This window comes from Nocardioides sp. GCM10023255, from assembly GCF_042653125.1.
In the GTDB taxonomy this organism is placed as follows: Bacteria; Actinomycetota; Actinomycetes; order Propionibacteriales; family Nocardioidaceae; genus Nocardioides.
In genome coordinates this window covers 25,339-40,718 of the sequence record NZ_JBHSHU010000011.1, presented here as the reverse complement: position 1 = coordinate 40,718, position 15,380 = coordinate 25,339, and the positions used below count along the sequence as shown (strand labels likewise).

Annotated in this window: 18 protein-coding genes; 6 read left to right on the top strand and 12 right to left on the bottom strand. The window is 71.2% G+C overall.

The features are described from left to right. Window positions 1-7: 7 nt before the first annotated feature. From ACFO9I_RS19045 to coxB, 3 genes are read right to left on the bottom strand one after another with little or no spacing between them, the layout of a single operon-like run. Window positions 8-406, bottom strand: a complete 399-nt coding sequence (locus tag ACFO9I_RS19045; protein ID WP_379183750.1) for a cytochrome c oxidase subunit 4 — start codon at window positions 404-406, stop codon at window positions 8-10. After that, window positions 406-2,169 carry a cytochrome c oxidase subunit I gene (ctaD, locus tag ACFO9I_RS19040; protein WP_379183748.1) on the bottom strand — a complete coding sequence of 588 codons (1,764 nt, stop codon included), beginning with the start codon at window positions 2,167-2,169 and terminating at the stop codon, window positions 406-408. Before ctaD ends, ACFO9I_RS19045 begins: the two co-directional genes overlap by 1 nt. Next, on the bottom strand, window positions 2,166-3,089 hold the full coding sequence (gene coxB, locus ACFO9I_RS19035) for a cytochrome c oxidase subunit II (RefSeq protein ID WP_379183746.1): 924 nt from the start codon (window positions 3,087-3,089) through the stop codon (window positions 2,166-2,168). The genes ctaD and coxB overlap by 4 nt, the downstream gene beginning before the upstream one ends. A gap of 116 nt (window positions 3,090-3,205) precedes the next feature. Here coxB and ACFO9I_RS19030 point away from each other — a divergent pair, with 116 nt between their 5' ends. Together ACFO9I_RS19030 and ACFO9I_RS19025 are read left to right on the top strand one after the other, a co-directional pair. Beyond that, window positions 3,206-4,384: a cysteine desulfurase family protein gene (locus tag ACFO9I_RS19030; RefSeq protein WP_379183744.1), complete on the top strand. Its 1,179-nt coding sequence runs from the start codon at window positions 3,206-3,208 to the stop codon at window positions 4,382-4,384. Next, entirely contained in the window at window positions 4,384-4,617 is a 234-nt protein-coding gene (locus ACFO9I_RS19025) for a sulfurtransferase TusA family protein (RefSeq protein ID WP_379183742.1), read from the top strand. Before ACFO9I_RS19030 ends, ACFO9I_RS19025 begins: the two co-directional genes overlap by 1 nt. A gap of 10 nt (window positions 4,618-4,627) precedes the next feature. Here the strand turns inward: ACFO9I_RS19025 and ACFO9I_RS19020 are convergent, their stop codons facing one another. Next, window positions 4,628-5,620, bottom strand: coding sequence for a carbohydrate kinase family protein (locus ACFO9I_RS19020; RefSeq protein WP_379183740.1), 993 nt, complete (start codon window positions 5,618-5,620; stop codon window positions 4,628-4,630). 64 nt (window positions 5,621-5,684) lie between these two features. On the opposite strand from ACFO9I_RS19020, the gene ACFO9I_RS19015 reads away from it, so the two are divergent. Continuing rightward, entirely contained in the window at window positions 5,685-5,930 is a 246-nt protein-coding gene (locus tag ACFO9I_RS19015; RefSeq protein WP_379183738.1) for a hypothetical protein, read from the top strand. A gap of 71 nt (window positions 5,931-6,001) precedes the next feature. Here the strand turns inward: ACFO9I_RS19015 and erpA are convergent, their stop codons facing one another. After that, entirely contained in the window at window positions 6,002-6,364 is a 363-nt protein-coding gene (gene erpA, locus ACFO9I_RS19010) for an iron-sulfur cluster insertion protein ErpA (RefSeq protein WP_180933723.1), read from the bottom strand. A gap of 90 nt (window positions 6,365-6,454) precedes the next feature. Continuing rightward, window positions 6,455-7,552, bottom strand: a complete 1,098-nt coding sequence (locus tag ACFO9I_RS19005; RefSeq protein WP_379183736.1) for a glycerate kinase — start codon at window positions 7,550-7,552, stop codon at window positions 6,455-6,457. Between the two features lie 46 nt (window positions 7,553-7,598). On the opposite strand from ACFO9I_RS19005, the gene ACFO9I_RS19000 reads away from it, so the two are divergent. Continuing rightward, window positions 7,599-8,480 carry a GNAT family N-acetyltransferase gene (locus ACFO9I_RS19000; protein WP_379183734.1) on the top strand — a complete coding sequence of 294 codons (882 nt, stop codon included), beginning with the start codon at window positions 7,599-7,601 and terminating at the stop codon, window positions 8,478-8,480. A gap of 19 nt (window positions 8,481-8,499) precedes the next feature. Next, on the top strand, window positions 8,500-9,672 hold the full coding sequence (gene nadA / locus ACFO9I_RS18995) for a quinolinate synthase NadA (protein WP_379183732.1): 1,173 nt from the start codon (window positions 8,500-8,502) through the stop codon (window positions 9,670-9,672). Window positions 9,673-9,697: 25 nt separating this feature from the next. Here the strand turns inward: nadA and ACFO9I_RS18990 are convergent, their stop codons facing one another. From ACFO9I_RS18990 to ACFO9I_RS18970, 5 genes are read right to left on the bottom strand one after another with little or no spacing between them, the layout of a single operon-like run. After that, window positions 9,698-10,885, bottom strand: coding sequence for a sensor histidine kinase (locus ACFO9I_RS18990; RefSeq protein WP_379183730.1), 1,188 nt, complete (start codon window positions 10,883-10,885; stop codon window positions 9,698-9,700). A 59-nt stretch (window positions 10,886-10,944) separates the two neighbouring features. Then, the gene (pspAB, locus tag ACFO9I_RS18985) at window positions 10,945-11,517 is read right to left on the bottom strand and encodes a PspA-associated protein PspAB (protein ID WP_379183728.1); all 573 of its coding nucleotides are present in this window, start codon (window positions 11,515-11,517) and stop codon (window positions 10,945-10,947) included. A gap of 10 nt (window positions 11,518-11,527) precedes the next feature. Beyond that, window positions 11,528-12,457, bottom strand: coding sequence for a zinc metalloprotease HtpX (gene htpX / locus ACFO9I_RS18980; protein WP_379183727.1), 930 nt, complete (start codon window positions 12,455-12,457; stop codon window positions 11,528-11,530). Between the two features lie 36 nt (window positions 12,458-12,493). Continuing rightward, window positions 12,494-12,772 carry a PspA-associated protein PspAA gene (gene pspAA / locus ACFO9I_RS18975; protein ID WP_379183725.1) on the bottom strand — a complete coding sequence of 93 codons (279 nt, stop codon included), beginning with the start codon at window positions 12,770-12,772 and terminating at the stop codon, window positions 12,494-12,496. Then, complete coding sequence (locus ACFO9I_RS18970) at window positions 12,769-13,551, bottom strand: PspA/IM30 family protein (RefSeq protein ID WP_379183723.1); 783 nt, start codon at window positions 13,549-13,551, stop codon at window positions 12,769-12,771. The genes pspAA and ACFO9I_RS18970 overlap by 4 nt, the downstream gene beginning before the upstream one ends. A gap of 125 nt (window positions 13,552-13,676) precedes the next feature. Between ACFO9I_RS18970 and ACFO9I_RS18965 the strand changes: the two genes are divergently transcribed. Further along, window positions 13,677-14,267 carry a DUF3043 domain-containing protein gene (locus ACFO9I_RS18965; protein WP_379183721.1) on the top strand — a complete coding sequence of 197 codons (591 nt, stop codon included), beginning with the start codon at window positions 13,677-13,679 and terminating at the stop codon, window positions 14,265-14,267. A gap of 88 nt (window positions 14,268-14,355) precedes the next feature. Here the strand turns inward: ACFO9I_RS18965 and ACFO9I_RS18960 are convergent, their stop codons facing one another. Continuing rightward, window positions 14,356-15,360, bottom strand: a complete 1,005-nt coding sequence (locus ACFO9I_RS18960) for an aldo/keto reductase family protein (RefSeq protein ID WP_379183719.1) — start codon at window positions 15,358-15,360, stop codon at window positions 14,356-14,358. Between the last annotated feature and the right edge of the window lie 20 nt (window positions 15,361-15,380).

Below are 15,380 nucleotides of genomic sequence, written 5' to 3'. Positions count from 1 at the left end.
ACGGGCCTCAGTGGGCGTGCTCGCCGCGGTAGTACTCGAAGATCCACCCGGACAGCGCCAGGGCGCCGAGGGCGACCCCGATGATCAGCAGCCACCATGCGCCCGCGGCGGTGCCGAACACGACGACGCCCAGGGTCGCGCCGCACCACAGCGGCCACCAGGAGTACGGCGGGAAGAAGCCCAGCTCCCCCGCACCGTCCGCGATCTCGGCGTCCTTGCGGTCCTCCGGACGCGGGTCCATCTTGTTGGCGTGGAAGCCGAGGTACATCGTGACCATGGCCGAGAGCAGCGTGGTCATGGTGAGGGCTGAGGTGCCCGTCCAGTCGCCGGTGATCAGCCAGTAGGCGGGGCTGACCAGGACGAAGAAGACGGTGCAGATCCCGAAGATCCAGGCCTCGGACTTCATCAGGCGTTCTCCTCCCCCGGGTTGCGGGGATCGGTGTCGGTGCGGCCGGTGACGTGCTCCCGGCGGCCCTCCATGTCGGGCGCGTCGGCGAAGTCACCGTCGCGGGCCGCCTCGTTCTGCTCCAGCTCGATCGCGGCGACCTCGGGGTGGTGCAGGTCGAACGCGGGCGACTCGGAGCGGATCCGCGGGATCGTCACGAAGTTGTGGCGAGGCGGCGGGCACGAGGTGGCCCACTCCAGGGAGCGGCCCCAGCCCCACGGGTCGTCGGTCTCGACCAGCGGCGCCTTCCGCGAGATGTACACGTTGTACAGGAACGGCAGCGTGGAGCTGGCCAGCAGGAACGCACCGACCGTGGAGACCTGGTTGAGGGTGGTGAAGCCGTCCTCGGGCAGGTAGTCGGCGTAGCGACGGGGCATGCCCTCGACGCCCAGCCAGTGCTGCACCAGGAAGGTCAGGTGGAAGCCGACGAACAGCAGCCAGAAGTGCACCTTGCCGAGGCGCTCGTCGAGCATCCGGCCGGTCATCTTCGGCCACCAGAAGTAGAACCCGGCGAACATCGCGAACACGACGGTGCCGAAGACCACGTAGTGGAAGTGGGCGACCACGAAGTAGGAGTCCGAGACGTGGAAGTCCAGCGGCGGGCTGGCCAGGATGATGCCGGTCAGGCCACCGAAGAGGAACGTCGTCAGGAAGCCGACCGACCAGAGCATCGGTGTGTCGAAGGACAGGGACCCGCCCCACATCGTGCCGATCCAGTTGAAGAACTTCACGCCGGTCGGCACCGCGATCAGGAACGTCATGCCGGAGAAGAACGGCAGGTCGACCGCGCCGGTGACGAACATGTGGTGGGCCCACACGGCGACCGAGAGGATCGCGATGCCGAGCGTGGCGCCGACCAGGCCGACGTAGCCGAAGATCGGCTTGCGGCTGAACACCGGCAGGATCTCGGTCACGATGCCGAAGAACGGCAGCGCGATGATGTAGACCTCCGGGTGGCCGAAGAACCAGAACAGGTGCTGCCACAGGATCGCGCCACCGTGCGCCGCGTCGAAGACGTGGGCGCCGAGCTGGCGGTCGGCCTCGAGCGAGAGCAGCGCGCCGGCGAGGACGGGGAAGGCGATCAGCACGAGCAGGCTCGTGACCAGCGTGTTCCAGACGAAGATCGGCATCCGGAACATGGTCATGCCGGGCGCACGCATGCAGATGATCGTGGTGATGAAGTTGACCGCACCCAGGATCGTGCCCAGGCCGGCCATCCACAGACCCATGATCCACAGGTCGCCACCGACGCCCGGCGACCGGACGGCGTCCGACAGCGGGGTGTAGGCGAACCAGCCGAAGTCGGCCGCACCCTGGGGCGTCAGGAAGCCCGAGGCGGCGATCAGGCCGCCGAACAGGAACAGCCAGTAGCTGAACATGTTCAGGCGCGGGAACGCCACGTCGGGAGAGCCGATCTGCAGCGGCATGATCACGTTGCCGAAGCCGAAGAACAGCGGCGTCGCGAACAGCAGCAGCATGATCGTGCCGTGCATGGTGAAGAGCTGGTTGTAGAGCTCGTCGTTCACGACCTGCATGCCGGGGTAGGCCAGCTCGGAACGGATCAGCAGCGCCATCACGCCGCCGATGAGGAACCACGCGAACGAGGTCCCGAGGTAGAGCTTGCCGATCAGCTTGTGGTCGGTGGTGGTGAGGACCCGGACGACCTGCTGGCCGAGGGTCTTGCGACCGGTGACGGTCGTCGGCTGTGCAGCTGTGGCGGTCACTCCGCGCCTCCGTCGGACTCTGCGCCGGACTCGAGCCCGGCCTGGGTGTAGGCGTCTTCCGCGCCGATGAGCGGGGTCTCGGACTCGTGGCCGGCGGCCTGGAGGTCGGAGACGTACTGCTCGTAGTCGGCCTGGCTGACGACCTCGACGTTGAAGAGCATCCGCGAGTGGTAGACCCCGCAGAGCTCGTAGCACTTGCCCTTGTACGTACCGGTCCGGGTGGGCGTGATCTCGTAGTGGTTCACGCGGCCCGGGATGACGTCCATCTTCATCAGGAAGCCGGGGACGCCGAAGTCGTGGATGACGTCGGGCGAGTGCAGGTTGAACCGCGTGGTCTTGCCGACCGGCAGCACCAGCGTCGGGATGTGCGAGCCGGTGCCGGCCTCGTAGACGTAGGAGGAGTACGGGTACTCCTGGTCGGCGGCGTCGTCGTTCGCCGCAGCGTCCATCTGGCCGACGCCGTAGTTGAACGTCCACGACCACTGCTGGCCGGTGACCTCGATCGTGTTGTCCACGGGGAGGTCGTCGTCGAGCACGGCGTTCTGGACGTTCACCGTGTGCTGGAAGAACACGATCACCATGATGATCGGGGCGATCGTGTAGAAGATCTCGAGCGGGAGGTTGTACCGCGTCTGGATCGGTACCTCGTCCTCGCTGCGCCGCCGGTAGCGGAACACGGCGTAGAAGATGAGGCCCCAGACCACGACGCCGGTGATGAGGGCCGCGATCCACGCACCCTGCCACAGGCTCAGGATGTGCTCACCCTGCTCCGACCCGGGGTCGGGCATGGCGCCGCGCTTCCACTCGGCCTTGGTCTCGGACGAGCAGCTGCTCAACAGCAACAGGCTGGTGCCCAGCGCGACCGGCAGAGCCACTCGGCGCAGGTTCCCGGCCGCACGCTTGGGGAGTTGCAGACCCACGAACGAGCCTCTCTCTCAACGATCACGGATACGCAGAAGACTATCGGAATCGCACCCGGGGTGGTCCGCCGGGGCACCCGCGCCGCCCCCGCCTGCGCGTGGTCTAGGTTCGACCTGTGACAAATGCCGCGGGGGCGCCCGGGCCGGTCGCGGGCCGACGCCACAGCGCCTACCTCGACTCCGCCTCGTCGGAGCCGCTGCACCCTGCTGCGCGCGACGTCCTCCTCGCTGCCCTCGACCAGGGGTACGCCGACCCGCGGCGCCTGCACGGCGCCGGCCGCTCGGCGCGGCTGCTGCTCGACAACGCCCGCGAGGTCGTCGCCCAGTGCCTCGGCGTGCGCCGCGACGAGGTCACCTTCACGTCCTCCGGCACCGACGCGGTCCACCGTGGCCTGCTGGGGCTGGTCGCGGGCAACCCGGTGCGCGGCAGCACGGCGGTCCTCTCCTCGGTGGAGCACTCCGCCGTGCGGCACGCCGTGTCCTGGCTGGCCCGTCGCGACGACGCGGCACCGGTGCAGGTGCCGGTCGACGGGTCCGGCCGGGTCGACGCCGACGCCTTCGTCGAGGCCTGCCTGGCGCCGGGTGTCGCCGTCGCGGCCCTCCAGGCCGCCAACCACGAGGTGGCCACCACGCAGCCCGTCCCGCGCGTGGCCGAACGGCTGGCCGGCAGCGGCGTCCCGCTGCTGGTCGACGCCTGCGCGGCCGCGGGACGTCTCGACCTGCCTTCCGGCTGGACCGCGGCCGCGGCCTCGGCGCACAAGTGGGGCGGCCCGGCGGGGGTCGGTCTCCTGCTGCTCCGCAAGGGGGCCCGCTGGGGCAACCCCTTCCCGGGCGAGATGGCGCTCGAGGACTTCGGGGGCGGCTTCCCCGACGTCCCGGGAGCACTCGCCGCAGCCGCAGCCCTGCAGGCCGTCGTGGCCGAGCGCGACGGGGTCAACGCCCGTCACGTCGCCATGGTCGACCGGATCCGGGACGCCGCCGGGGCCATCCCCGACGTCGAGGTGGTGGGCGACCCGGTCGACCGGCTACCCCACCTGGTGACGTTCTCCTGCCTGTACGTCGACGGCGAGGCGCTGGTCACCGAGCTCGACAGGCGCGGCTTCGGCGTCGCCAGCGGCTCGGCGTGCACCGCGTCCACCCTCGAGCCCAGCCACGTCCTCACCGCGATGGGGGTGCTGACCCACGGCAACGTCCGGGTGTCCCTGACCCGCGACACGACCGAGGAGGACGTGGACGGGTTCCTGCGCGTGCTGCCCGAGGTCGTCCGGGACATCCGCGCCGAGGTCGGGCTCTAGTGGACGCCGACCTCGAGCTCGACTGCCGTGGGAAGCCCTGCCCGCTGCCCGTCATCGAGCTGGGCCGCCACCTCACCGACGTGCCGGTCGGCGGCACGATCGCGGTCGTCGCGACCGACGTGGCCGCCGGGGTCGACGTGCCGGCCTGGTGCCGGATGCGCGGGCAGGAGTACGTCGGGGAGGACGTCGCCGCCGACGGCACCCCGCGCTACGTCGTACGCCGGCGGTCGTGACCCGCCCGGGTCAGTGCGAGTGCGGGATGCCGGCGAGGTGCGGCTCGATGTCCGCGGCCGCGTCGGACCCGTAGGACTCCTCGACGCGGCCGAGGAACTCCTCGGCGGTGAAGGAGTACTCCTGCGTCCCGACCGTCTCGACGACGTACGCCGCCAGCACGCACCCGACCTGGGCCGAGCGCTCCAGGCCCACGTCCCAGGTCATCGCGCCCAGGAAGCCGGCCCGGAACGCGTCGCCGACACCGGTCGGCTCGAGAGCGGCGACGTTCTTGGCGGCGGGCAGCTCGATGGTGTCCTCGCCCTTGCGCAGGATGCGGACGCCGTCGGCGCCGAGGGTCGTCACCTGGATCCCCACCCGGGCCAGGATGTCGTCCTGGCTCCAGCCCGTCTTGGACTCGATCATGTGCGACTCGTACTCGTTGGAGAACAGGATCGCGGCGCCGTCGATCAGCTTGCGGATCATGTCGCCCTCGCCGAACGCGAGCTGCTGGCTCGGGTCGGCGATGAACGGGTAGCCGCGCTGCAGGCACTCCTCGGTGTGACGCAGCATCCCGTCGGGGTCGTCGGCGCCGATCAGGACGTAGTCCGGCGCACCGACGCGGGCCACGATCGGGGCCAGCTCGATCAGCCTGGCCTCGCTCATCGCGCCGGGGTAGAAGGACGCGAACTGCGCCATCGTGGAGTCGCTGGTGCACACGAACCGCGCGGTGTGGCGGCTCTCGGAGATGTGCACCGAGTCGCAGTCGACGCCGTGCCGCTCCAGCCAGGAGCGGTAGTCGGCGAAGTCTTCTCCGGCGGCGCCCACCAGCACGGGACGCAGCCCCAGCCGACCGAGGCCGAAGCACATGTTGGGGGCGACTCCCCCGCGGCGGATCTCGAGGTCCTCGACGAGGAAGGAGACCGACAGCTTGTCCAGCTGCTCGACGACCAGGGAGTCGGCGAACCGGCCCCCGAACGTCATCAGGTGGTCGGTGGCGATCGATCCCGCGATGAGCAACGACATGACACGAGACACTACCGGTGGGTACCGCTTCGGGTACCCGGCGGTAGCCAATAGCGTCGTTGACATGACCGCTGCGAAGCCCCCTGCCCGCCTCGCCTACGACGACGCCTCGACCCCGGCCGAGATGTCGGCCGACTGCCGCGCCACCGGCGCCAACCTGCGGCTCCAGCGCGTTGCCGCGGCCGCCGTCCGCCCGGCCCCCAGCATCCGCTTCGAGGACTACCCGCGCGAGGTCACCAAGCGTGGCGAGATCGAGATCACCGAGGCGGCCACGCGGATCGCGAACGCGCTGCACCTGCACCTCGACTGACCCGCACCCGACGAACGCGAAAGCCCCCGCCGAGCGGCGGGGGCTTTCGTGTGCTCAGGTCGACGAGCGGCTCAGTGGAACGAGTCGCCGCACGCGCACGAACCCGTGGCGTTCGGGTTGTCGATGGTGAAGCCCTGCTTCTCGATCGAGTCGACGAAGTCGATCATCGCGCCGTTGAGGTAGGGGACGCTCATCCGGTCGACGACCACGGCGACACCGTCGAAGTCGGTGACCACGTCACCGTCGAGGCTGCGCTCGTCGAAGAAGAGCTGGTAGCGCAGGCCCGAGCAGCCGCCCGGCTGCACGGAGATGCGCAGGGAAAGGTCGTCGCGGCCCTCCTGCTCGAGGAGGCTCTTCACCTTGGCAGCGGCGACCGGGCTCAGGTTGATCTGGTCGGTACGGCGCTCGGTGGTGGTCTCGACCTGCTCGGTCATGTCGCGTGCTCCCAAGTTGGCTGAGGGGTTGTTACTGGCTTCAATGGTCGCACACCGCCGGATATTCCACCCGGGGTCACCGACCATCCGTCAACGACGGTCCTGGGGAGACCAGGTGCGCGCGACCCGCTCTGCCACGTCGGCCAGCGCGGCGGCCGGGTCGCCCAGGGCCCGCTCCTCCCCCACGATGTCGACCAGCGCGTACGCCGACTCCACGCCCAGGGCACGCATCTCACGGGCCCCCACGAGCACCCGTCCGGCCAGCACGACGCACGGACGGACCGCCTCCCCGGCGACGGTGGCCACGCCGTACGGCACCTTGCCGGCGCGGCTGGAGTAGTCGAACGCGCCCTCCCCGGTCACCACGAGGTCGGCCGCCCGGGCCCGGCCCGCCAGCCCGACGGCCTCGGCCACGAGGCCGATCCCGGGCTCCCGGGTGGCGCCGAGCGCGAGCAGCGCGAACCCGAGGCCGCCCGCGGCGCCGGCGCCCTTCTCCAGCGCGGTGCGCCGGTCCACCGCGGCCGCGAGCTCCTCGAGGTGACCGTCGAGCACGGGCAGCCGTTCCTCGACGATCCCCTTCTGGGGGCCGAACACCTTGGTCGCACCGAACAGCCCGGTGAGCGGGTTCTCCACGTCGGACGCGGCGACCAGGCGCACCTGCGCGAGACGCTCCCGAGCCGCGGCGAGGTCGACGCGCGTGACCCCCGCCAGGGCGGCCCCTCCGGCGTCCAGCGGTCGGTCCGCCTCGGCTCCGAGCGCCGCCAGCAGTCCTGCCCCACCGTCGTTGGTGCCGCTGCCGCCCAGCCCCACCACGACGGTGGTGGCCCCGGCGTCGACGGCCTCGGCGACCAGCTCGCCGACGCCGTACGTCGTCGCGTCCTCGGCGCCGTCACCACCGGTCAGGTGCAGCCCGCAGGCCTGGGCGCTCTCGACGTACGCCGTGTCGCCGTGCAGGAGCAGCGTGGCCGGGACGCCGTCGCCGCGCGGCCCGCGGACGGTCACCGCGAGCAGCTCACCGCCGAGGGCGGCGTGCAGCACGTCCACGAAGCCCGGTCCCCCGTCGGACATCGGCGCCGGGTCGAGCTCGTCGTCGGGGGCGTGCCGCCGCCAGCCCGCCGCAACGGCCTCGGCCGCCTCCACGGCGGTGAGCGTGCCGGCGAACTTGTCGGGGGCCACGAGGATGCGCATGCCGGGCATCGTCCCAGAGCCCCGGCGCGTGTCTAGGGTCATCCCTGTGAACGACGTGACGATCCGCCCGATGCGCCCCGAGGACGTGCCGGCGGCCGAGAGGCTGAGCGCGGAGGGGTTCCACGAGCTGGACACCCGGATGCACCGCCGCTCCTGGCCCGAGCCCGAGCTTCGACCCGCCGCCCGCGGTGCCAACTGGGTGACGCGCACCCTCCACTTCCTCGAGACCGACCCGGGTGGGTGCTGGGTCGCCGAGGACGGCGCCACGATGGTGGGCATGGCCACCTCCTTCAACCGGGAGAAGCTGTGGTGCCTGGCGACGTACGCCGTGCGGCCCGGGTTGCAGGGCCGCGGCATCGGCAAGACGCTGCTGGCGGCGGCCCTCCACCACGGTCGCGGGTCCCGGCGGGGGATGCTGGCCGCGTCGTCGGACCCGAAGGCGGCCCGCCGCTACCGCCTCGCCGGCTTCTCCCTGCACCCGCAGATGTTCCTCAGCGGCACGGTCGACCGGTCCGCGATCCCCGTGGTCGAGAAGGTCCGGGAGGGCTCGGTCGGGGACGTCGACCTGATGGACTCGATCGACCGGCGGACCCGCGGGGCGGCGCACGGTCCGGACCACGAGGTCATGCTGGGCTTCTGGCGGCTGCTGGTCTCGGACACCACCACCGGGTCGGGCTACGCGTACGTCGACGAGAAGGGCAACGTCGCGCTGCTCGCCGCCACCAACCGGCGCACGGCGACCCGGCTGCTGTGGGCCGCCCTCGCCGACGCCGAGGGCGAGGTGGTGATCGGCCACGTCACGGCCGCCAACGAGTGGGCGGTCGACGTGGGGATGGCGGCCCGCCTCGAGCTGCACCAGGAGGGCTACCTCGGCCTCCGCTCCATGGCGCCGCCCACGCCGTACCTCCACAACGGGGCGCTTCTCTGACCCTCACTAGACTGTGCGCATGACCACTGTGGACCTGCCGCTGCTGCCGCTCGGACTCGGCCGCGACCCCTCATCCGAGCGCGGCGTCGAGTGCCCGGGCGACCTGCCGCCCGCCTCCGACCCCGACCTGGTGGCGCGCGCCCGCGCGGCCAAGGAGGCCCTCGGCGAGAAGGTGTTCGTCCTCGGTCACCACTACCAGCGCGACGAGGTCATCCAGTTCGCCGACGTCACCGGCGACTCCTTCAAGCTCGCCCGGGACGCGGCCGCGCGGCCGGAGGCCGAGTACATCGTGTTCTGCGGCGTGCACTTCATGGCCGAGTCGGCCGACATCCTGACCGGGCCCGACCAGCAGGTCGTGCTGCCCGACCTCGCAGCCGGCTGCTCGATGGCCGACATGGCGCGCCTGGCCCAGGTCGAGGCGGCGTGGGACGCGCTCACCGATGCCGGCATCGCCGACTCCGTGGTCCCCGTCACCTACATGAACTCCTCCGCCGACATCAAGGCGTTCTGCGGTCGCAACGGCGGCGCCGTCTGCACCTCCTCCAACGCCGAGGTCGCGCTGGAGTGGGCCTTCGCGCAGAAGCCGGACGCCAAGGTCCTCTTCCTGCCCGACCAGCACCTGGGCCGCAACACCGCGGTCCTGCAGATGGGCCTCACCCTCGACGACTGCGTCGTGTGGGACCCGCGCCAGCCGAACGGCGGGCTGTCGGCCGAGCAGCTCCGTGACGCGCGGATGATCCTGTGGAAGGGCCACTGCTCCGTGCACGGCCGCTTCTCCCCCGACGTCGTCGACGAGCTGCGCGCCACGATCCCCGGCGTGCAGGTCCTGGTCCACCCCGAGTGCCAGCACGAGGTCGTGCTCAAGGCCGACCTGGTGGGCTCCACGGAGTTCATCATCAAGACGATCGAGGCAGCCCCGGCCGGGTCGAGCTGGGCGATCGGGACCGAGCTGAACCTCGTCAAGCGGCTCGCGGCCGCGCACCCCGACAAGCAGATCGTCTTCCTCGACAAGACCGTGTGCTACTGCTCCACGATGAACCGCATCGACCTCCCGCACCTGGTCTGGGCGCTGGAGTCGCTCGTGGCAGGCACCGTCGTGAACCGGATCGAGGTGGACCCCGAGACCGAGCGGTGGGCCCAGGTGGCGCTGCAGCGGATGCTCGACCTGCCGGGCCGGTCCCACAAGGACTGACCCGGCCGCCGGCGTCGTCGCGCGGTCAGGCGGGCAGCTCGAACCAGGCCGTCGTGCCGCCGCCGGGCGTGCCCTCGAGCCCGATCCGGCCGCCGTGCGCCTCGACCACCCGGCGCACGGTGGCCAGCCCGATGCCCGAGCCGGGCACCCGTGGGTGGACGCGCGTGAAGGGCTCGAAGACCCGCTCGCGGTCCCCCTCCGGTACGCCGAGCCCGTGGTCCACCACCCGCACCCGCCAGCCGTCGGCGGTCCGGACGGAGTCGACCGCGACGTGGGCCGGCTCCCCGGGGCAGGTGAACTTGGCGGCGTTGGCGACGAGGTTCTGCAGAACCGCCCGCAGCTGGACGGCGTCACCCTCGACGGTGGGCAGGTCCCCGACCTCGAGCGTGGCGCCCTCGAGGGCCGGGCCCAGGTCCTCACGCACCTCGGCCATCGTCCTCGCCAGGTCGACCTCGACCCGGGACAGCTCGCCGCCCAGTCGCGCGTAGGCGAGCAGGTCGTCGATGAGGGCCTGCATCCGGTCCGCTCCGGCGATGGCACGACCCGCGAGCCGGGCGATCATCTCCGTGTCGGGCCCCGGCTCGAGGTGGCGTGCCTTCTCGTCGAGCAGCCGCAGCGAGATCGACAACGCGGCCAGCGGGTTGCGCAGGTCGTGGCTGACCTGGCCGGCGAAGGCCGCCAGCTGCTCGTTCGAGCGCTCCAGCTCGTCGTGCAGGTCCTCGAGCTCCCGGGTCCGCAGGTCCAGCTCCAGCAGGTCCACGACGCGGTCCGCGAGCGAGGCCAGCGCGTGCTCCTGGTCCGGGGTCAGCGTGCGCGGCCGCTCGTCGAAGACGCAGAGGGTGCCGATGACGACGCCCTGCGGGGTCACCAGCTGGTGCGTGGCGTAGAAGCGGACGTGGCCGATCTCGCCGGTGACGAAGGGGTTGTCCCGGAACCGCTCGTCGCGGCTGGCGTCGGACACGATCACCGGGTGGCCGACGTGCAGCACCGCGGCGCACATCGAGTCCTCGCGCCGGCACACCGACGCGTCGAAGCCGGTGGTCGCGATCTGGTGCTGCTCGGTCGCAGTGATCAGGTTGATCGTGGCCATGGGCACCTGCGCCACCTGGGCCGCGACCTCGACCAGCGCGACCAGGTCCTGGCGGGGTGGGCGGACCAGCACCTCGTAGTGGGCGATCTCGGCGACCCTGTGCTCGTCGACCACGTTCCTCACGCTGCTGCTCCCTGTCCCCGCGCCGCTCCTCCGCAGGGGTGAGGATAGTGGGACAGGTGTCACAGGCCGGGTGCGCCCCACAGCGCCAGCCACCGCGACAGGTCACGCTCCATCGGCAGCTCGGCCGCCAGCTGGTCGCGGACCTGGATCTCCAGCAGGTTGTCGCGGGTCTGCGGACCGGTGGGCGCGAACGGGTAGAAGGTGCCCTGCTTGTAGAGGTAGACCAGGCCCACGCGCCGTGCGGTGGCGTCGGCGAACGGCACCACCGAGCAGAGCAGGCCGGCCCCGAAGCCCTGGTCCTCGAGCGCGGTGTTGACCGCGTGCAGGTCGGTGCAGAGGCCGCCTGTGTCGGCCGGGTCGCGGTGCGCCACCAGCCAGGTGAAGCCGAAGTCGTCCCGCGAGACCGACACGTCGGGTGCCGTCGGGTCGTCGTTGAGCAGCGCGACCACGTCGTCCTGGGTCTGCTGGAAGGCCACGCCGGCCGCCGCCCGGTAGCAGACCGCTCCCTCCCCGGTGGGCGCGAGGCCCAGCGAGGTCTGCAGGGTGATCGCGGCGCTCGGCACCAGGAACAGCGAGTCGAGGTTGGCGGCCTTCGGGCGCGACCGCCCGGTCACGGCGTCCCAGAACCCCATCAGCGGGCGCTCACTGCCCGGGGCGGCCGAGCTCGGCCTGGATCCGGGCCAGCTGCTCCAGCCGCTGCTCGAGCGTCGGGTGCGTGGAGGTGAGGGTGCTCAGCGAGACACCCCGGACGGCCGGGGCGATGAAGAACGCGTTCATGGCGTTGGACGCACGCAGGTCGCGCTGGGGGATGGTGTTCATCTCCCCGGTGATCTTCTGCAGCGCCGAGGCGAGCGCGGCCGGCTTCATGGTGAGGTAGGCCCCCGCCCGGTCGGCGGCCAGCTCGCGGTAGCGCGAGAGCAGCTTGAGCAGGAAGAAGCTGATGGCGTAGACGACCAGGCTCACCACCAGCACGACCAGCCACACGGGGACGCCGTTGTTGTTGTCGCGGCGTCCGCCGAAGAGCCCGAGTCCGCCGTACTGCGCGCCGCGCGTCAGCATCCCGGCCGCGATGCCGGCGGACGAGGCCACGGTCATCACCAGGACGTCGCGGTGGGCGACGTGGGAGAGCTCGTGCGCGAGCACGGCCTCCATCTCCTCGGCGTCCAGGGTGCTCAGGATCCCCGTGGTCACGCACACCACGGACCGGTCCGGGGAGCGGCCGGTCGCGAAGGCGTTCGGGATCGCCATGTCGGCGATGCCCACCCGCGGCTTCGGCATGTCGGCCAGGGCGCAGAGCCGGTCGATCATGCCGTGCAGCTCGGGCGCCTGCTCGGGCGTCACCTCGCGAGCCCGCATCGCCTTCATGGCCAGCTTGTCCGAGGAGTACCACTGCCACCAGGCCACGCCCAGGCCGGCCACGCCGATGACGAAGGCGAGCCCGGAGTTGCCACTGCCCGCGAAGACCAGCATCAGGCCGACGACGAGCCCGACGAACAGCGCGCCGAGCAGGAACATCACCAGCGTCATCCGCGCGGTGAGGCCCGTGTCCTTGATGAACCGGGAGTGCGCCATGTCAGAAATTCAAGCAGGCGGCCGAAACCGGGCAGCTCACCCGGGGATCAGCCCCTCGTCCGAGAGCAGCTCCCGGACCTCCTCGAGGGTGGCGTCGGACGGCGGGAGGATCAGGTCGGACTCGTCCAGCGCATCGGCCGGGTGGGGCACGCCGACCGTGCGCACGCCCTCCAGCAGCTCGGCGAGAGCGGCGGCGAAGGCGGTCTCGTCGCTGCGCTCGACCGCCGACTCGACCGCCGAGTCGAGCTCGTTGAGCCGGGGCAGGGCGTCCTCGGAGACGTCGTACTGCCCCTCCCCGAGGATCCGGATGATCACGACTGGTCCCCGGTCGTGCGCTTCTCCGGCTCGGCCTCGATGATGGCGCCGCCGTCCTGGCCGGGCTCGATCGCCTGCGGCTGCGCACCCGCCTTGAGGCGGGCCAGCTCGGCCTCGACGTCGGCCTGGGAGCTCATCGAGTCCAGCTCGCGCGCGATGTCGTCGCCGCCGTTGGTGGAGCTGACGTCCTCGAGCGCACCCGACGCGATCAGCTCGTCGATGGCACCGGCGCGCGCCTGCATCTGCGCGGTCTTGTCCTCGGCGCGCTGGATGGCCATGCCGACGTCGCCCATCTCCTCGCCGATGCCGGACATCGCCTCGTTGATCCGGGTCTGCGCCTCGGCCGCGGTGTACGTCGCCTTGATCGTCTCCTTGCGCGTGCGGAAGGACTCGACCTTGGCCTGCAGCCGCTGCTGGGCGAGGGTGAGCTTCTCCTCCTCGCCCTGGAGCTGGGCGTGCTGGGCCTTGAGGTCGTTGATCTGGCTGGTGAGCCCGGACTTGCGGGTCAGCGCCTCGCGGGCGAGGTCCTCGCGCCCCATGCTGATGGCCTTCTGCGCCTGGTCGCTCAGCTTGGCCGACTGCTGCTCGAGCTGGTTGACCTGCAGCTCCACCCGCTTGCGGCTGGTCGCGACGTCGGCGACGCCGCGGCGCACCTTTGAGAGCAGGTCGAGCTGGCGCTGGTAGCTGTAGTCGAGGGTCTCGCGCGGGTCCTCGGCCCGGTCGAGGGCCTTGTTGGCCTTCGAGCGGAAGATCAGGCTGATGCGCTTCATGAGGCTCATGGGGTGCGGTCCCTCTCGCAACGTGATTCTCGGTGTGCCTCAACCCTAGGCGCAAAAGCAAGGCCGTGCGAGGACGCCGGTAGGGTTGCCCCGACCCGTTTCGCAGCATTCGAGAAGGCCCCGCGTTGTTCCGTCGCAGCAAGACCGACTCCCCCGCTCCCTCGTCCGAGCAGACCCCGGCCAAGCCCGGCGGCAAGGGGCGGCCCACGCCGTCGCGCCGCGAGGCCGAGGCCGCGGCGAAGGCCCGGGCCAAGACCCCCCGCACCCGCAAGGAGATGGCCGCCGCGCAGCGTGCGTCGCGCGCCGAGTCCAGCCAGAAGGTGCGCGCGGCGATGAAGGCCGGTGACGAGCGCTACTACCTGGCGCGCGACCAGGGCCCGGTGCGCCGCTTCATCCGCGACTTCGTCGACAGCCGGTTCTCCTTCATCGAGCTGATGGTGCCGCTGCTCGTGGTCACCATGGTCCTGGGCTACTCGGGCAACGCCCGGCTGGCCGCGATCGGCAACACCGTGCTGATGGGCACGATCCTGCTCGTCGTCGCCGACATGCTCTTCCTGCGCTTCCGGCTGCGCCGCGAGCTGACCCGCCGCTTCCCGGGCGAGCCACTCAAGGGCACCACCTACTACGCCGTGACGCGCGCGCTCCAGATGAAGTTCATGCGACTCCCCAAGGCCAAGGTGAAGATCGGGCAGAAGCTGCCCGAGCACTACCGCTGACCCCGGACGACCGACGAAGGGGCCGCCCCCGGCCGGGGGCGGCCCCTTCGTCGTTCCTGCTCGCCGGGCCGTGCGCCGGCGCCGTGCCTCAGAAGTCGCGGCGCCGCGGCGACTGCGTCTTCCCCGGGTCGCGCTCCACGACGTCGCCGAGCACCTCGTCGATCCGCTTCAGCTGGGTGTCCTCGAGCTTGACGCCCGCGGCCCGCACGTTCTCGGTGACCTGCTCGGGCCTGGAGGCGCCGATGATGGCGGCCGAGACGTTGCTGTTCTGCAGCACCCACGCCACCGCGAGCTGGGCCAGCGACAGGCCCGCCTCGTCGGCGACGGGCTGCAGGTCCTGGACCCGACCGAGCACGTCGTCGTCGAGCCAGCGCGAGATCATGTCCGCGCCCCCCTTGCTGTCGGTGGCGCGCGACCCCTCGGGGTGCGGCTGGCCGGGCTTGTACTTGCCGGTCAGGGCACCCTGCGCGATCGGCGACCAGACGATCTGGCCGATACCGAGCTCCTCGCAGGTCGGGACCACCTCAGCCTCGATCACGCGCCAGAGCATGTTGTACTGCGGCTGGTTCGAGACCAGCGGGATCCGCAGCTCCCGAGCGAGGGCGTGCGCAGCCCGGATCTCCTCGGCGCGCCACTCCGAGACGCCGATGTAGAGCGCCTTGCCCTGCCGGACGACGTCGGCGAAGGCCTCCATCGTCTCCTCGAGCGGGGTCTCGTAGTCGTAGCGGTGAGCCTGGTAGAGGTCGACGTAGTCGGTGCCGAGCCGCGAGAGCGACCCGTCGATAGACTCCATGATGTGCTTGCGGGACAGTCCGTGGTCGTTGTGCTTGCCCGGGCCGGTGGGCCAGTAGACCTTGGTGAAGATCTCCAGGCCCTCGCGCCGCTCGCCCTTCAGGGCCTTGCCGAGGACGGTCTCCGCCTTCGTGTTCGCGTAGACGTCTGCGGTGTCGAAGGTCGTGATGCCCTCGTCGAGGGCCTGACGCACGCATGCGGTGGCGGCGTCCTCCTCGACCTGGGAACCGTGGGTGAGCCAGTTTCCGTAGGCGATGGCCGAGATCTTCAGGCCGCTCGCTCCGAGGTTGCGAATCTCCATGGCTCGACCTTAGGGCCGGC